Origin of the sequence: Methylorubrum pseudosasae (genome assembly GCF_029504475.1) — a bacterium.
In the GTDB taxonomy this organism is placed as follows: Bacteria; Pseudomonadota; Alphaproteobacteria; order Rhizobiales; family Beijerinckiaceae; genus Methylobacterium; species Methylobacterium extorquens.
The window spans coordinates 2,376,672-2,391,740 of record NZ_JAQGDU010000002.1 but is presented as its reverse complement, the minus strand read 5'-3'; the positions used below and the strand labels follow the sequence as shown (position 1 = coordinate 2,391,740).

Here is a 15,069-nt window from a genome sequence, read left to right as displayed (position 1 = left end):
GCCTGCGTCGGGATCGAAAAAGGGGAGCGCGTCGAGGGGAGGAGGGGCCGCCGGGGTCCCTCCTCAGCGGGCGCCCTTGGCGGTGAGCACCGCCGGCACCGTCTCGAGGAGGATGTACAGGTCGGTCCAGATCGACCAGTTGCGGATGTAGAAGCTGTCCTGCTGCTCCTGCACCGCGAGGTCGCCGTCGCTGCGGGCCGAGATCTGCCACAGTCCGGTCAGGCCCGGCGGCACGCTCGCCCGCAGCGCCTGGAAGGCCGGGCCGAACCGCTCGGTGTGGTAGGCGGGGAAGGGGCGGGGCCCGACCACGCTCATGTCGCCGCGCAGCACGTTGAGGAGCTGGGGCAGCTCGTCGAGGCTGGTGCGGCGGATGAAGCCGCCGATGCCGGGCAGGACGCGCGGATCGTTGCGCAGCTTGCAGAACCGGTCCCATTCGCGCCGGGCGGCCTCGTCGGCGGCCAGATGCTCGGCGAGCCGCGCCTCCGCGTCGCGGAACATGCTGCGCAGCTTATACACGCGGATGGTGCGGCCATCGCGCCCGACGCGGGGCTGGACGTAGAAGGCCGGGCCCGGATCGGCGATCTTCACCGCGAGCGCCAGCACACCGATCAGCGGTCCGCAGACGAGAAGGCCCGGCACCGTCACGGCAAGGTCGAGCGCCCGCTTGAGGCGCAGGTTGTGCGGCAGGAAGATCGCCCGGCGCACCACGAGCCCGACCACGGGACCGAGGCAGCGGGTCTTGAGGCGCACGGTCTCCACCTCCGGCGCATGGTGCGCCACGAGCACCTGCCGGAACGGGTGCCGGGTGAGCCAGGCGAAGCGGGTGGGCTCGCGCTCGCCGGGCGTGCAGATGGCGACCTCGGCCGCCTCCAGCAGGCTCGCCATGCGCTCGGCCGCCCGCTCGGTGTCCTCTCCTGGCCCCGGCGACACGACGGTGCGGAAGGGTTCGACCACTTGATCGGCCGCGCGGACGATGCCGATCGGTCGGAGCCCGAGTTCCGGCCGCGCGGCGAGGCTGCGGGCCAGCTCGGTGGCACCTTCGCCGTAGACGATGGTCGCCGCCCCCCACATGCCCCGCCGGACGAGACGCGCACGCACGAACCCCTCCGCGTAGTGCCCGAGCGGGATGGAGAGAAGGGCGGCGATCCCGGTGGCGGCCCAGGACCACGGCCAGGACCAGGGCCCGCCGCCGACCAGGATGGCGGCGGCGAACGCGAGGGCGGCGGCCAGACCGCGGCGGCGGAGCCGCTCGATCGGCTCCGCCTCGATCGGTTCGTAGAGGCCGCACAGGGCCAGTGCGCAGATCTGCAGGGCGCACCAGCCGGTCAGCATGGCCGGCGCGAGGCCGGTGGCCGCTCCGGCCGCCGCCATCACGAGCAGGCTTCCCCCGCAGGCGACCAGCACCGCGACGGTGTCGCCCGCGAGCAGGGCGCCGGTGACGATCCGGCGCCGTGCCTCGGCGATCGTCTCGGCGCGCCCGGACCGGACGGGTCCGAGACGCTCCTTGAGACGCTCTCGAAGTCGTCCCTGCCAGCCGGCTCCGCCGGCCGGCAGGAGATTGGTATTTGCGACATCGACGTCCGGCATGGGCTCGCTCGTGCTGCGTGACGGGCGGGAGGGCGGGCGGAAAGCGCGGGATCGCCGCGCTTACTCGGCGGCCTGCCGGGGGGCGGCGTCCGCCTGGGCCGCCTGTGCCTGCTGGATCTGTTCGTTGATCCAGCGGTAGGTCGGCTGCAGGCCCTCGCGCAGGTGAATGAGGGGCTCCCAGCCCAGAACCTCGCGCAGGCGGGTGTTGTCGCTGTTGCGCCCGCGCACGCCCTGCGGCTTGCTCAGGTCGAACGCCTTGTGGATCGTCTTGCCGGAGACTTCGGCCACGAGATCGACGAGGCCGCTGATGCTGACGAGCTCGTCCGTGCCGAGGTTGAGCGGCCCGTGATGGTCCGACTGCATGATGCGGTAGATGCCCTCGACGCAGTCGTCGACGTACATGAACGAGCGGGTCTGCTGGCCGTCGCCCCAGATGTCGATCGTGCCGCCGTCGGGCGTGCGCGCGATCTTGCGGCAGATCGCGGCGGGCGCCTTCTCCTTGCCGCCGTCATAGGTGCCCAGCGGCCCGTAGACGTTGTGGAAGCGGACGGAGCGGGTCGGGAAGCCGTAATCCTCGGTGAAGTACTGGCAGAGCTTCTCCGTGTAGAGCTTCTCCAGGCCGTAGCCTTCCTCGGGCGCGGCCGGGAAGGCATCCTCCTCCTTCAGCGGGATCACGCTCGGCACATCCTGCAGGTGCTGCGGGTAGACGCAGGCCGAGGAGGAGAACAGGAACCGCTCGACCCGCGCGTCGAAGGCGGCCTTCAGCATCTGCGCGCTGATCATCGTGTTGTTGAACGTGATCGAGGCGTGCGCGCCGGAGATGTAGCCGATCCCGCCCATGTCGGCGGCGAGATTGTAGACTTCGTCAACGCCCTTCACCGCCTCGCGGCATTCCTCGAAGGACCGCAGGTCGGCGAGCATGAACTCGTCCGCGTCGCTGTTCCCGAAATCGGGATATTTAATATCGACGCCGCGGACGTGATAGCCGTGGCGACGCAGGTACGTCACCAGATGTCCACCAATGAAACCGCCGGCCCCGGTAACAACTGCGCTCTTCGACATGGGTGTGACGCCTTTTCTGCTTTGGCGCTTCCATTCTTATTTCGAGGGCCGACTGAGCATATCTTCTCGATGGGCGATCATACTTTCGCGCTACCGTAATCCTTTGGGGCGCTGCGCGGCCAAGAGGGGCCCGGCCCGTCGAAAGAGAGCATGACGGAGCGCGTGCCGGGTGCCCCGCAAGAGCCCCGGCCCCGCGCGATTTCGGCGTCGGGACAGCCTCTGGGCTGAACACGACGGAAGACGTGGCTCGATCGCGTCGGATCGGGCCACGTCTCCAGATCAGGGTCCAAGGCGCCGGTCGCGGGGGGCTCCCCGCCCGAGACAAGTGCCAAGCTATTGATGCGAACTGCTTTTCCGATAAGCCTGGGGATGGCCTCTAGAAGGATCGGCGCGGTCGCGACGGCGCGTTCAGGAGCTGGAACGCGGCGCGCAGCATGAATTCGGGCACGATCCGCCCGTAGCGGCGCGCCAGCCGGCGCGGCTCGGTGCCGAGGCGGAAGGCCCATTCGAGCCCACGCCGCTGCAACCAGGCCGGCGCCTGCCGCTTGGTGCCGGCGAGGAAGTCGAAGGCCGCGCCGACGCCGACCATGACCGGCACCTCGAGCCGGTCGCGGTGGCGCGCCATCCAGTATTCCTGCTTCGGGGTGCTGAGACCCACCCACAGGATGTCGGGCGCCGCCGCGTTGATGCGCGCGACGATCGCCTCGTCCTCCTCCGGCGTGGTCGGGCGGAAGGGGGGCGAGAAGGTGCCGGCGATGGGCAGGTCCGGGAACTGCTCCGTCAGCCGCGCGGCCAGCCGCTCGGGCAGGCCGGAGCCGCCTCCGAAGTAGTATTGCCGGTAGCCCTTGCGGGCGGACAGGGCCGTCAGCGCGCGCATGAGGTCGGGTCCGTAGACCCGCTGCGTGCGCGGGAAGCCGAGCCGGCGCGCCATGAAGACCAGCGGCATCCCGTCCGGCGTGACGAGGCCGGCGCGCTCGTGGATCGCGCGCAAGCTCCCATCGGTCTGGCACTCGATGACGCCGTGGGCGCCGGTGATGCAGACGTAGTGGCGCTGGCGGGCGAGGATCCAGTCCTCGACCGCCATCACCGCCTCGTCCAGCGTGATCGCGCTGACCGGCACCCCCAAGATCGGAACGCGGGGGAGGGGTGCGCTCATGAGCCGGTCTTCGCGAGTTCGGGCAGCGCCGGCTCGAACGGCGTCACGCTCGAGCCGGAGGCCGAGAGCAGCGCCTCGAAATAGGCGATCGTCCGCGTCAGCCCCTCGTCGAGCCCGACCTTCGGGGTCCAGTGCAGCATCGCCTTCGCCCGGGTGATGTCGGGGCAGCGCTGGCGCGGGTCGTCCTGCGGCAGCGGGCGGTAGACGATCTCCGAGCGCGAGCCGGTGAGCGCGATGATCCGATGGGCGATCTCGGCGATGGTCACCTCGGTCGGGTTGCCGAGATTGACCGCGCCGTCGAGCGTGCCCTCGACGTTCATCAGGCGCATCAGCCCCTCGACGAGGTCGTCGACGAAGCAGAAGGCGCGGGTCTGGCGGCCGTCGCCGTAGAGGGTGATCGGCTCGCCCCGCAGCGCCTGCACCACGAAGTTCGAGACGACCCGGCCGTCGTCGCGGTTCATCCGCGGCCCGTAGGTGTTGAAGATGCGTGCCACGCGGATCGGCACGTGGTGCCGGCGCTGATAGTCGAAGAACAGGGTCTCGGCGCAGCGCTTGCCCTCGTCGTAGCAGGCGCGCGGGCCGCTGACGCTGACGAGGCCGCGATAATCCTCCGGCTGCGGGTGCACGTCCGGATCGCCGTAGATCTCGCTGGTGGAGGCCTGGAGGATCGGGATGCCGAGCCGCTTGGCGAGCCCGAGCATGTTGATGGCCCCGATCACGCTCGTCTTCGTGGTCTGCACCGGGTCGCGCTGATAATGGATCGGGGAGGCGGGGCAGGCGAGATTGTAGATCTCGTCCACCTCGACATAGAGCGGGAAGGTCACGTCGTGGCGCATGACCTCGAAGCGCGGATTGCTCAGGTGCTGGGCGAGATTCGACCGGTCGCCCGTGTAGAAATTATCGACCGCGAGCACGTCGTGTCCCTGCGCCACCAGTCGATCGCACAGATGGCTGCCGACAAAACCGGCCCCACCCGTCACGAGGATACGCTTCTTCATCGCTCGACGTCTCCCATTGTCGGTCGATCCCAGCTTAGGAGACCTTGCTCGGGTTCGGCATTGCTGTTTCGAGGAAGACGCGACGTCCTGCGTGCGAAGGCGGTTTACCACGATCGGGAGGTGCGAGCCCTTTCTTGCCGAGGGCCAAGCGGCGCGCGCGGAATCGGTTCCCAACCGCGCCTTCGAGCCGCAACCGGCACGGTCGGACTAACCCGGTCGCGAACCCCGAGGTGACCGAATAGCCAGAGCCAACGGGGAGGGGCTCTGGCATTCAAACAGGGCGTCACGGCAGCCCGGCCGCCTCCCGGTTCTCCCCGGTGCTCCCTCGAGCACGGAGGGCTTCGGGCCGGCATCTCCGGGGTACCGGCCGAGCGGGCAGAGCTCCCGAATGGAGCAGTCTCCCGAGCGGCCGCGTCGCCGGCCGGCGCCCGGCAAGCGGCCTGAGAGGCGAAGGCATGCTCGATTTCAGGACATTTCGGTTTTGGAGCGGCGAGGGGCGCCGCGGCGCCACGCTCGGCGCGATGCTCGGCTCGGGACTTGTGCTCCTTCTCGCGAGCACCCCCCTCGCCGCCGAGGCGCAGGCTCCGGAGGCCTTGCCGGAGCCCTCGGCCGAGACCGCGCTGCTGCTGTCGAGCGGCGACAAGGTGACGATGGTCGTCTTCGGCCAGACGGACCTGACCGGCGAATACGTGGTCGATGCGGTGGGCGACCTGAACCTGCCGATGGTCGGCCGTGTCCGGGTCGCCGGGCTGTCGCCCGAGCAGGCCGAGACCCTGGTGCGCACCCGCCTCAACGACGGCTACCTGCGCTCGGCCACCGTCAGCCTGCGGCTTTCCGAGATGAAGCCGGTCTATGTTCTGGGCGAGGTGCGCTCGCCCGGCAGCTACACCTACCGCTACGGCCTCACCGTGCTCGGCGCGGTGGCGCTGGCCGGCGGCGGGCGGGTCGGCGACCGCTCGATCACCGAACTCAAGGGCGAGATGCTGACCGCGCGCGAGCGTCTGCGGAGCCTGGAACTCGCCCGGCTCGCCCAGCGCGCCCGGCAGCTCCGGCTGGAGGCCCAGCGTGACGGACGGACGAGCTTCGTCTCGGACGAACTGATCGGCCCGGAGGCGACGGCGCTGATGCGCGGCGAGCAGGAGATCTTCTCGCTCCAGCGCGAGACGGAGCGCAGCGAGGTCGGCCTGCTGCGCCAGCAGGTCGAGCGGCTGGAGACCGAGCGGACGTCACTGACCCAGCAGCGGAATCTGATCGAGGAACAGGTGAAGCTGACCGAGGCTCAGGTCCGCAACTACGCGCGGCTGACCGATAACGGCCACGGCCTGCAGACGATCATGGTGGACCGGCAGCGGGAGAACGCCCGGGTCCGGGCGGAACTCGCCCGGATCGACGCGGAACTCGCCCGCAACGGCACCGCCACCGGCGAACTGACCCTGCGCCAGCGCGGACACCGAGAACGGCCATCGCCGCCGGGTCGTGGCCGATCTCCAGGCCACCCGCCAGCAATTGCTGGAGACGGAGGCGAGCCTGCCCATCGCCCGCGACCTCTTGGAGAGCCGCGCCCGGCGGCTCGCCGCCTCCGACGGCGGCACCGAGTCCACCGGCTGGAACGTCGAGGTGACGCGGACCCAGCGCGACCGGGCGGTGACGTTCCGGGCCAGCCTGACCTCCGTGCTGCTGCCGGGCGACGTCGTGCAGGTCTCACCCGCCAAGGCCGGCACCGGCGAGGCGCCGGCCCCGGCTCCCACACGTGGCGGGGCGGCCGCCCCCGGCCCCGTCTCGCAGGCGGCACCCGCCCTGCGCAGCTCGATCGAAACCCGCTGACCTTTCTTCCAAGTTCCATCTTCCAAGTCCCAGCACAAAAGGACGCCCGTCGATGCCTGCACGGATCCAGCCCGTCATCCTTTGCGGCGGCTCGGGAACGCGGCTCTGGCCCACCTCCCGCACCTCATTGCCGAAGCAGTTCGTGCCTTTGCTCGGGCCGCACTCGACCTTCCAGCAGACCCTGCTGCGGCTCCAGGGCCCGCTCTTCGCCCGGCCGATCGTGGTCGCCAACCGCGATCACCGCTGCCTCGTCGAGAAGCAGGCCGCTGCGATCGATGCGGGCGTCACCCTCCTGCTGGAGCCGGAGCGCCGCGATTCCGGCCCGGCGATCCTGGCCGCCTGCACCCTGGTAGCGCGGGAGGATCCCGAGGCGGTGGTGCTGGTGCTGCCCTCCGACCACATCGTCACCGAACCGCGCGCCTTCCGGCGGGCCGTGGCCTCCGCCCTGCCGGCGGCACGGGCCGGGCGGCTCGTCACCTTCGGCATCGAGGCCGATCACGCCAGCACCGAATACGGCTGGATCCGGCCCGGCACCCGCGTCGAGGCGCGCTGCCACGCCGTGCACACCTTCGCCGAGAAGCCGGACGCGGCGCGGGCCGCCACCTACCTCTCGGACCGCTGGCTGTGGAACTCCGGCAACTTCCTGATGCGGGCGGACACCCTGTGCGCCGAATACGCCGCGTTCGATCCCGACACGGCCGCCGCCGCCGCCCTGGCGGTCGAGGCCGCCGCCGACGAGGGCGGGGCGCTCGCCCTCGACGCCGAGGGGTTTGCCGGCACCCACAAGACCTCCCTCGACTTCGCGGTGATGGAGAAGACGAGCCGCGCCGCGGTCGCGCGGATGCGCTGCGGCTGGTCGGATGTCGGCAACTGGAACGCGCTCTGGGCGATCAGCGAGCGGGACGACCTCGGCAATGTCAGCCGCGGCGCGGCCGAGCTGTTCGACACCGAGGGCTGCTTCGTCTCCTCGGACGGGATGGTGACCTCGCTCGTCGGCGTGCGGGATCTCGTCGTGGTGGCCGAGAAGGACGCGATCCTGGTGGCCGACCGCAGCCGCTGCGGCGACGTGCGCAAGATGGTCGAGATCCTGCGCAGCAAGGGCCGGCCCCAGGCCGAGTGGCACGCTTCCTCGCACCGCCCCTGGGGCAGCTACCGGGTGCTGGAGGCCTCCGACGGCTTCCAGGTCAAGCGGATCACCGTGGCGCCCGGCGGCCGGCTCTCACTGCAGAAGCACCGCCACCGGGCCGAGCACTGGGTCGTGGTGCGCGGCTGCGCCCGGGTCACCGTGGACGACACGGTCGCCGATTACCGCGAGAGCGAGCACATCTTCATCCCGCTCGGCGCCATCCACCGCCTCGAGAATCCCGGCAACGACGATGTCGAACTGATCGAGGTGCAACTCGGCAGCTACCTCGGCGAGGACGACATCGTCCGCCTCGAGGATGCCTACCACCGCGCCTGACCAGCCGTCATGACAGCCCCCGAGGAGCGGATAACGGAGACCGGACCGGACGCCGCGGCGTCCGAGCCGGCGGAGCACGGCGCCCTGACCCGGCACTGGGACAGCCTGGACGGGGAGGCCGCCGCGCTGCTCGGCGCGGTCGAGCGGAGTCTCGACCGCAACGCGGACCGGGATCGCGGGCCGGAGGAGGGCCGGCGTCCGGCCCCGCTCGGCGGCGAGCTGCACCGGCCCCGCCTCAACGGTCCGAGCCGCGCGGCGAGCCTGCCCGACCGGCCGAAGCGCTGGATCACCGCCGTGATCGCAGCGGCGGCGCTGACGCTGCCCTTCGCCACGCCCGCGGGCGACGCCAGCCCGCGGGCCCCGTTCGGCGGGCCTGCGCCCGAGCGGGGCGCCAAGTGACGGCCGCGTGACAATCATCCAACCCGCCCCCTCATCCTGAGGTGCCGGCGCGCAGCGTCGGCCTCGAAGGATCTTCCAGGGATCGCGCGCTTCCTGGAGGATCCTTCGAGGTCCGCTGTCGCGGGCACCTCAGGATGAGGGTGAGGATGGGATGACTCTGATCACTTGCCCGCGGACGCCTTCGAACCGGCTCACAGCAGCGCGTTGCGCCGGTTGACCGCGATCTGGACCAGCCCGGCGCGCGACTCGACGCCGAGCTTCTTGCGCATGCTGGAACTGGCATTGATGATCGTGCGGTAGCTCACCGCCATGGCGCTGGCGATGGCGTCGTAGGATTTGCCCTGGCTCAGCAGCGACAGGATCTGCAATTCGCGCGCGCTCAAGGTGGCGAGCGGGGCGGGGCGGGCGCTGCGGTTCAGCATCGCCACGTCGGTGGCAAGCGCGTGCGGCAGGTAGCCCCGCCCGGCATGGACCGCGTCCAGCGCCTCCAGGAAGGCGTCCGATCCGGCATCCTTGAGCGCGAAGCCGAGCGCGCCGCTTTCCAGGGCGCGGGAGACCAGCACCGGGTCGGCATGCATGCTGAAGACGAGGATGCGCGCGGCCGGATCGAGCGCCCGGATGCGGCGGATCAGCGACAGGCCGGACAGGCCGTCGTCGCGAAAGCTCAGATCGGCCACCACGAGGGCCGGCCGGTGCCGGTGGAACAGGCGGTAGCCCGAGACGATGTCGGCGGCCTCGTAGACTTTGGCCACGCCCGCGGCTTCCGCCAGCCGGCGCACCCCCTGCATCACGATCGGGTGGTCGTCGATGACGAGCATCGTCTCCGGCCGCTCCGGCAGGGGCCGGGCGGCGGCGCGTCCGTCGCTCACGGCTGCCCTCCCGGCTGTTTTTCCGATTCCCGGGGCGGACCGGGCGGCATCTCCGGCGCGGCGATATCCGGCCGCTCGCGGGCTTCGAGGTGGGTGAGCGCGGTGGCGTGGTCGGCGCCCTGGGCGCGGGTGTTGTAATAGTGCTGGCACATCTCGCCGTAGAGACTCTTGTTGCGCCCCCGCACCGACGCGATCCCGCCGAGGCCGTCGATCAGGCCGCGATAGGATTCCGTCTTGCCGATCTCGGACAGCATCTGTCCGAGCTGCACCGTGCGGTTGGCGATCATGCGCTTGTCTTCCACGAAGGCGCTGCGCGCCCGGTCGAGGGATTCGCGCAGTTCCCTGACCGCCGCGGCGTCGCCGGGCAAGGGGTGTCCCACCTCGCGGCCCGCGAGCCAGCGCGCCGGGTCGGTTCCATCGGTGGGCGAGAGCCAGTCGGGCAGGTGATCTTCCGAGGTCGAGGCGACGATGGCTCCGTCGTCCCCGCGGTCGGACATCGCGCTCGACGTCTCGCCGGAGGTTTCACCGCGGTCGCAGGCGGAGAGGAGCAGCAGGGCGGCGAGACCGGCCATGAGCGCCCTCATCGCAGGGCGTCCTTCGCCGGTGCGGCAATCGCGAGGCTGCGCGGGCCCTCGGCGACCGGCACTTGGGTGACCTCCCTCAGCGTGGCGAGATCGATGACGGACACGGTGTCGGAGAACCAGTTCGCCACGTAGGCCTTTCCCCCCTCGATCACGATGCCCTCCGGGTAGCGGCCGACGCCGATCGTTGCCGTGGTTGCGAGCGTGCCCGCATCGAGCACGGTGACCGTGCCGGCATGCTGGTTGGTGACGAAGACCCGCGCCCCGTCGGGGCTCACACTGACGCCGTAGGGCATGGCGCCGGCCGGCACGGTGGCGAGGGCTTTGAGCCCCTCCGTGTCGATCACGGTGAGGTCGTTGCTGCGCACGTTGCCGACATAGAGGCGGCGCTCGTCCGGGCTGAGCGCCAGGGCGAAGGGCGCGGTGCCGACGGGAATCGTCGCGAGCCGGGTCATCCGAGCCCCGTCGAACACGCTGACCTGATGGCTCTCCCGGTCGGCGACGTAGAGCCGGCCGGCGCGGTCGAGGGCGATGTGCGCCGGGTCGCGGCCGGTCTCGGCGGAGGCCTCGACCGTTCCGTCCGCGGCCGAGAGCCGGTCGATGCGGTTGCCCGACCAGTCGGCGACGAACAGGGTCCGGCCGTCCGCCGAGGCGGCGAGGCCGAAGCCCTGGCCCTTGTAGGGGAGGCGGCGCAGCACCGCGCCCGTGGCGGCGTCCGCCACGGTGATCGTGTGCCCGTCCGGATGGCTGAGGAACACGGATCCGCCGCCCGTCGCGACCGTGGCGGGCGCTCCCGCCACGGTCGCATGGCCCGCGACCGTTCCCGCCTCGAGGCGCGTCACCTGAGCCCCCTGCTGGCTCGCGACGTAGACCGTCGCGGCCCGCACCGGCAGGCCGGCGAGAGCGGGGGCAAGGAACAGTGCGACGAGGGTGGGGCGGATCATGTCGCGCGCCTCATATGCACCGGCTCATTTGCCCTTGCCGCCCTCCACGGCCGCCTTCAGGCCCTTTAGCCCTTCCGAGAAATACGTGTTCATCGCTGCCTTGCCGGCTTCGTCGCTGAGGTTCTCCGGCGGCTCATTGCCGGTATCGCCGCGATAGAAGCGGCCCATCCACTCGACCTTGGAGCCGTCGCCCTCCGGGCTCACGGTGAAGGTCGCCGAGTAGGACGAGACCGGCAGCGCCGTCAGGTTCGGCTCGCCCATCCGGTAGGAATAGGTGCGACCCTCCGGCTTGTACTCGTCGAGGCTCTCTTCGAGTTTTCCGCCGTTCTTGAAGGTCAGCGTGCGGGTGCCGCCATCCTTCGAGCCGCTGCCCTCGGCCTTCCCGATCGCCGGGTGCCACTTTCCGATGCCGGCGAAGTCGCCCGCCACCTTCCACACCGCGTCCGGGCTCGCCTTGATCGTGATCGACTGGGAGACCTTTTGCGGGGTCGGGCCGTGGGCGAGGGCAGCGGTCGCGGCGAGCGCGAGCGGAAGAACGAGAAGGGACAGACGCATTATGACATCCTGCTGGGGGTGAAGGGTGTGAGGTGGGCGCGGAGCGCGCCCGCGAGGAAGACGGCGAGCACGAGGGCCAGAGCCGCCGCGCCGAGGAAGGGGCGGGGGTCGAGCCGGCTCGGAAGCGGGCGCGGCGTGGCGGCCGCGACAAGGGGCGCGCGCAGGTCCGGCCCGTCGAGATGGGCGTAGGCGAGGCCGGTCTGGGCGGCGAGCGCCTTCAGATGCGGCTCGCGCACGGAGGAGAGATGCTCCTCGCCGCGCGCCGCCGCGCCGCCGAAGGGGGCGTTGCGCGGGTTGTAGCCCTCGCGCGATTCCGCGTCGGCCGGGGGCGGGCCGAAGCGGTTCTCCTGCTGCACGTCGGTCTCGGCGTAGAAGCCGGTCTCGCGGCCGCGATCATTGAATTTCGGGATCGGCGCGAGCGCGTAGCCTCCTGCCCCGACGATCAGGCCGCGCACCGCGCCTGCCTTGCCCTCGAAGGGCGGGATGCCGTTGGCCGGCAGCGGCGGCGTCTCCTGGCCGTCGGTGATGAACAGGAGGTCGGTGTCGAGTTCGCCGGCCATGGTGAGGGCGCGGTGGAGGCCGGACGCGATGCGGCTGTCGCCCTCCCAGGCCATGCGCCAGTCGAGCGCGGCGATCGCCCCGTCGAGCGGCGCGAAATCGGCGCAGACCTCGATCGGCGCGAACAGCAGGAACGGGCGCCGCTCGGTGAACAGGGCGAGCGCGAGGCGCGAGCCGCAGGGCAACTCGGGCAGCAGACCGCGCAGGGCCGCCTTGGCGATGTCGAGCCGGCTCGCCGGGCGCCCGTCGCTGGTATAGTCGCGCACGTTCATGCTGCCGGTGATGTCGACCACCGCCAGCACCGAAACCCCTGAGCGGGTCAGCGGCAGCGACGGCACGACGATCGCCAGACCTGCGAGCAGCAGGGCTGCGGCGAGCGCCTGGAAGCGGCGATCGCGCAGGTTTCTCGCAAAGGGAAGCGCGGCCCACACCCTCATGGCCCGCGGATTCATGGCCCGCCTCTTGGCTGGCCGGGAATGTCGGTCCAGATCTGCTTGGGCTCGGCCTTCAACTCGTCGCCGAATTTGCGGTCGAATTCCGGAAAGTCGCGGATCAGGCGCGAGGCGACGTCGAAGTTGAACTTCGCGTCCCAGAAATCGGGCCGGGCCTGGAGCGCCCGGCGGTAGTCCTGGCGCGCGAGCGTGACCTGTGGGCCAGCCTTGTCGAGTTCGCTGCGCTCGATCAGCCGGAAGGCTTCGCGGATGCGGGCATTGGCGACGATGTAGCGGGCGCGAGCCGCGGCGTCGGCGGACCGCCGATGGTCGAGGGTTTCCAGCAGCGGCTCCGCCTCGCCGAGGCGATCGCGAAAAGCCAGGAATTTCGTCCGCGCGACGAGGAGCGCGTCGGGGGCGTCCGGCGGGACGGCGATGTCGCGCCCCGCTTCCAACTCGGCGATGGCCGTGTTGGTGCGCGCGTCCCGCCAAGCCGAGAGCGCAAGGGCGGCGGCGGCCCCGAGCAGCAGGATCGGCAGCAGCACGAGCAGGGTAGGGCGGAGGCTGCGCCAGCCCTGGCCCAAGCCCGCGCCGAGCCGGGTGCGCAGGGATGGGGAGGGCGCGTGGGTGAGGGCGGAGGGCATCAGGCGGCGGCCCTTCTCGACACGGCGGCGGGCGCGGGGCCGGCCGCAGCGGCACTCCGCTCACGGACGGGCGCGCGCAGAAAGTCGGTCTCCGCCAGCTTGGCGAGGACGAGGAGGAGCAGGCCGAAGGCGGCGAGCGCGTAGGCCCAGCCGGTGAGGTCGCGGCGGGGGCGCTCCTCGGTATAGGGGATCGGATCGCGCTCCAGCGCCTCGATCTGGCGCACGGCGTTGGCCACGGCCTCGGCGCCCTCGGCCTCGAAGGCGCGGTAGGGCACGCCGAGGCTCTTGAAGAACAGGTCGAGATGGCGCTCGGGCGCCGCTTGCGGCGTGTCCTCGCCCGCGGGCTTGTCGGTGATCGAGGGTGAGCCCTTGGTGCGCAGGAACAGCCAGTAGAGGTTCGGCTGCACCTTGGTAAATTCCGCGCGCAACTGTGCCTGGATGCGCGGATCGATCACCGCCGCCCCGTCCGAGACCAGCAGCAGCGCCCGCGACACCCCCGGCGCGCCCGCCCCGAACTGCGACAGCGCCATGCTGAGGCCGCGGGCGACGTTGGTGTAATCGAGGCCCGGCCGGTCGATGGCGGCGATGGCCGCGCGCACGGCATCGTGCCGATCGGTCATCGGCACGACCAGCATCGGGGCGGTAGAGAAGGCGGTCACCGCGAACTGGTCGTGGGCGCGCTCGCCGACAAAGTCGCGCAGGATGCGCCGGGAGGCGGCGGCCTTCGACTCCTCCGCCCCCGAGGGCTGCCGGCCGGCAAAGGTCTCGTTCATGCTGCCGGAGCGGTCGATCAGCATCGAGATCTGGGCGCCGATGCCGGTGCGGGTCACCCGCTCGCCGGCGCGATACGGCCCGGCGAGCGCCAGGACGAGGCCGCCGATGGCCAGCATGCCGGCGGCCGTCAGGGCGATTCGCAGACCCGCGGAGAGCGGATCCTCGGGTGCGGCGGCGACCGAGGAGACCGCGCTGCGCCGGGTGACGGACAGCAGCAGCGGCAGAAGCGCCAGCGGCAGGAGCCAGAGCAGCCAGGGCGTGGCCAGGCCGAGGGAGGGGAGGAGCGTCGTCACCGGGTCACGCGCTCCGCTCGACCGCGCCGAGCCGGCGCAGCAGCGCCTCGGCCTCGGGCAGGGGCAGCGTCGTCCCGGCCCCGGCGGTGTCCCGGCCGAAGAAGGCCAGCCGCGAGGCGGAGAAGAATCGTTCGAGGCCGCTCGCCTGTCCCCGGAAGGCGGGATGGCGGCCGAGGAAGTCGGGCAGGTCGTCGGCGAGCACCCGGCGTCCGTCGGTGGCGTCGAGGCCGCGATGCAGGGCGAGCAGCGCCTCGCGGTACAGGGCTTCTCCCTGCGAGCGCCGCTTCGCCCGGTAAAGGGCCTTTTGAGCGAGCGCGAACGGCCGGCCACGGCGCTTCCGAAAAATCCACCACGCCCGGTCGTAGGCGAGCAGCAGCAGCGCCAGAACGGCGAGCGCGAGGAAGCCGGCCGCCGAGGCGAGCGCCGGCTGCGGATCGAGGCGCGGGGCGCGCCCGTCGGGCCGCAGGTACTCGGCCGGGTCGTCGCGCCGCTCGGGCTGCACCTCGCGTAAGGGAGAGACGCCGATCTTCCAGGCGGGCACCTGTGCCACCGCCGTGGTCGAGCCGTTCGTGCCGGCATTCTCGACAGTGACGGGAAAGCCCGGCACTTCAAGGGTCCGGGCATCCAGCGCGACGTAGAAGTCCTGATAGGTCAGGCGCAGCCGGATCACATGGGCGCCGTCCGCGCCCCGGCTCTCCTCCGTGCGCACGTCGCGCAGATCGAGCCAGTAGGTGACCGGGCCGGGCTTCGGCAGGGAGGATCGCTGCAGGGTGAAGCCGGGATCCGCGCGGATCTCGGCCTGGACCTGCACGAGGTCGCCCTGGAAATAGCCGAAGGCGCGGGGCGTGCGCAGCTCGACGCCGCGCACCTGGGCGGCGGCCGGCAGCGACACCAGCGCGAGGAGGAGGGCGAGGGGCAGCGCGCGCATCGCT

15 protein-coding genes and 1 pseudogene are annotated in these 15,069 nt (G+C 71.4%); 4 read left to right on the top strand and 12 right to left on the bottom strand.

All coding sequences use genetic code 11. The annotated features are described in order from the left end of the window. Positions 1-63: 63 nt before the first annotated feature. From M2437_RS12150 to M2437_RS12135, 4 genes are all read right to left on the bottom strand, one after another. Positions 64-1,587, bottom strand: a complete 1,524-nt coding sequence (locus tag M2437_RS12150; protein WP_253387550.1) for an exopolysaccharide biosynthesis polyprenyl glycosylphosphotransferase — start codon at positions 1,585-1,587, stop codon at positions 64-66. 60 nt (positions 1,588-1,647) lie between these two features. Continuing rightward, on the bottom strand, positions 1,648-2,649 hold the full coding sequence (locus tag M2437_RS12145) for an NAD-dependent epimerase/dehydratase family protein (RefSeq protein ID WP_003605918.1): 1,002 nt from the start codon (positions 2,647-2,649) through the stop codon (positions 1,648-1,650). Between the two features lie 376 nt (positions 2,650-3,025). Further along, on the bottom strand, positions 3,026-3,805 hold the full coding sequence (locus tag M2437_RS12140) for a WecB/TagA/CpsF family glycosyltransferase (protein ID WP_253387549.1): 780 nt from the start codon (positions 3,803-3,805) through the stop codon (positions 3,026-3,028). Beyond that, entirely contained in the window at positions 3,802-4,803 is a 1,002-nt protein-coding gene (locus M2437_RS12135; protein ID WP_003605920.1) for a UDP-glucuronic acid decarboxylase family protein, read from the bottom strand. Before M2437_RS12135 ends, M2437_RS12140 begins: the two co-directional genes overlap by 4 nt. A gap of 455 nt (positions 4,804-5,258) precedes the next feature. Here M2437_RS12135 and M2437_RS12130 point away from each other — a divergent pair. The 4 genes and pseudogenes from M2437_RS12130 to M2437_RS12115 form a co-directional block, all read left to right on the top strand. Next, positions 5,259-6,188: pseudogene (locus M2437_RS12130) on the top strand (polysaccharide biosynthesis/export family protein); the annotation flags it as partial. A 91-nt stretch (positions 6,189-6,279) separates the two neighbouring features. Next, complete coding sequence (locus M2437_RS12125; RefSeq protein WP_499007197.1) at positions 6,280-6,627, top strand: hypothetical protein; 348 nt, start codon at positions 6,280-6,282, stop codon at positions 6,625-6,627. Between the two features lie 52 nt (positions 6,628-6,679). After that, positions 6,680-8,089: a mannose-1-phosphate guanylyltransferase/mannose-6-phosphate isomerase gene (locus tag M2437_RS12120; protein ID WP_003605922.1), complete on the top strand. Its 1,410-nt coding sequence runs from the start codon at positions 6,680-6,682 to the stop codon at positions 8,087-8,089. 9 nt (positions 8,090-8,098) lie between these two features. Continuing rightward, positions 8,099-8,488 (top strand): hypothetical protein, encoded by a 390-nt coding sequence (locus M2437_RS12115; protein ID WP_253387548.1) that lies wholly within the window; start codon positions 8,099-8,101, stop codon positions 8,486-8,488. A 191-nt stretch (positions 8,489-8,679) separates the two neighbouring features. On the opposite strand, the gene M2437_RS12110 is transcribed toward M2437_RS12115, so the two are convergent. Genes M2437_RS12110 through M2437_RS12075 form a run of 8 tightly spaced genes read right to left on the bottom strand, consistent with a single transcriptional unit; the run spans position 8,680 to position 15,065 of the window. Further along, a complete protein-coding gene (locus M2437_RS12110) occupies positions 8,680-9,357 on the bottom strand; it encodes a response regulator transcription factor (RefSeq protein WP_253387547.1) in 678 nt (225 codons plus the stop codon). Continuing rightward, positions 9,354-9,941 (bottom strand): MxaH protein, encoded by a 588-nt coding sequence (locus M2437_RS12105; protein WP_253387546.1) that lies wholly within the window; start codon positions 9,939-9,941, stop codon positions 9,354-9,356. The genes M2437_RS12110 and M2437_RS12105 overlap by 4 nt, the downstream gene beginning before the upstream one ends. Then, complete coding sequence (locus tag M2437_RS12100; RefSeq protein WP_253387545.1) at positions 9,938-10,882, bottom strand: YncE family protein; 945 nt, start codon at positions 10,880-10,882, stop codon at positions 9,938-9,940. Before M2437_RS12100 ends, M2437_RS12105 begins: the two co-directional genes overlap by 4 nt. Before the next feature lie 24 nt (positions 10,883-10,906). After that, positions 10,907-11,437: an SRPBCC family protein gene (locus M2437_RS12095; protein WP_003607917.1), complete on the bottom strand. Its 531-nt coding sequence runs from the start codon at positions 11,435-11,437 to the stop codon at positions 10,907-10,909. Then, a complete protein-coding gene (locus M2437_RS12090) occupies positions 11,437-12,447 on the bottom strand; it encodes a vWA domain-containing protein (protein ID WP_373691117.1) in 1,011 nt (336 codons plus the stop codon). The genes M2437_RS12095 and M2437_RS12090 overlap by 1 nt, the downstream gene beginning before the upstream one ends. Beyond that, positions 12,444-13,070: an MxaK protein gene (locus M2437_RS12085; protein ID WP_253387543.1), complete on the bottom strand. Its 627-nt coding sequence runs from the start codon at positions 13,068-13,070 to the stop codon at positions 12,444-12,446. The genes M2437_RS12090 and M2437_RS12085 overlap by 4 nt, the downstream gene beginning before the upstream one ends. After that, positions 13,070-14,137 carry a vWA domain-containing protein gene (locus tag M2437_RS12080; RefSeq protein WP_253387542.1) on the bottom strand — a complete coding sequence of 356 codons (1,068 nt, stop codon included), beginning with the start codon at positions 14,135-14,137 and terminating at the stop codon, positions 13,070-13,072. The genes M2437_RS12085 and M2437_RS12080 overlap by 1 nt, the downstream gene beginning before the upstream one ends. 4 nt (positions 14,138-14,141) lie before the next feature. Beyond that, on the bottom strand, positions 14,142-15,065 hold the full coding sequence (locus tag M2437_RS12075; RefSeq protein WP_253387541.1) for a nonribosomal peptide synthetase MxaA: 924 nt from the start codon (positions 15,063-15,065) through the stop codon (positions 14,142-14,144). Positions 15,066-15,069 lie beyond the last annotated feature (4 nt).

Coding starts and splice junctions, on each gene's coding strand:
- M2437_RS12100 (WP_253387545.1), bottom strand. CDS start 10,882: ATGATCCGCCCCACCCTCGTCGCACTGTTCCTTGCCCCCGCTCTCGCC.
- M2437_RS12105 (WP_253387546.1), bottom strand. CDS start 9,941: ATGAGGGCGCTCATGGCCGGTCTCGCCGCCCTGCTGCTCCTCTCCGCC.
- M2437_RS12150 (WP_253387550.1), bottom strand. CDS start 1,587: ATGCCGGACGTCGATGTCGCAAATACCAATCTCCTGCCGGCCGGCGGA.
- M2437_RS12090 (WP_373691117.1), bottom strand. CDS start 12,447: ATGAATCCGCGGGCCATGAGGGTGTGGGCCGCGCTTCCCTTTGCGAGA.
- M2437_RS12145 (WP_003605918.1), bottom strand. CDS start 2,649: ATGTCGAAGAGCGCAGTTGTTACCGGGGCCGGCGGTTTCATTGGTGGA.
- M2437_RS12135 (WP_003605920.1), bottom strand. CDS start 4,803: ATGAAGAAGCGTATCCTCGTGACGGGTGGGGCCGGTTTTGTCGGCAGC.
- M2437_RS12115 (WP_253387548.1), top strand. CDS start 8,099: ATGACAGCCCCCGAGGAGCGGATAACGGAGACCGGACCGGACGCCGCG.
- M2437_RS12085 (WP_253387543.1), bottom strand. CDS start 13,070: ATGCCCTCCGCCCTCACCCACGCGCCCTCCCCATCCCTGCGCACCCGG.
- M2437_RS12140 (WP_253387549.1), bottom strand. CDS start 3,805: ATGAGCGCACCCCTCCCCCGCGTTCCGATCTTGGGGGTGCCGGTCAGC.
- M2437_RS12120 (WP_003605922.1), top strand. CDS start 6,680: ATGCCTGCACGGATCCAGCCCGTCATCCTTTGCGGCGGCTCGGGAACG.
- M2437_RS12075 (WP_253387541.1), bottom strand. CDS start 15,065: ATGCGCGCGCTGCCCCTCGCCCTCCTCCTCGCGCTGGTGTCGCTGCCG.
- M2437_RS12095 (WP_003607917.1), bottom strand. CDS start 11,437: ATGCGTCTGTCCCTTCTCGTTCTTCCGCTCGCGCTCGCCGCGACCGCT.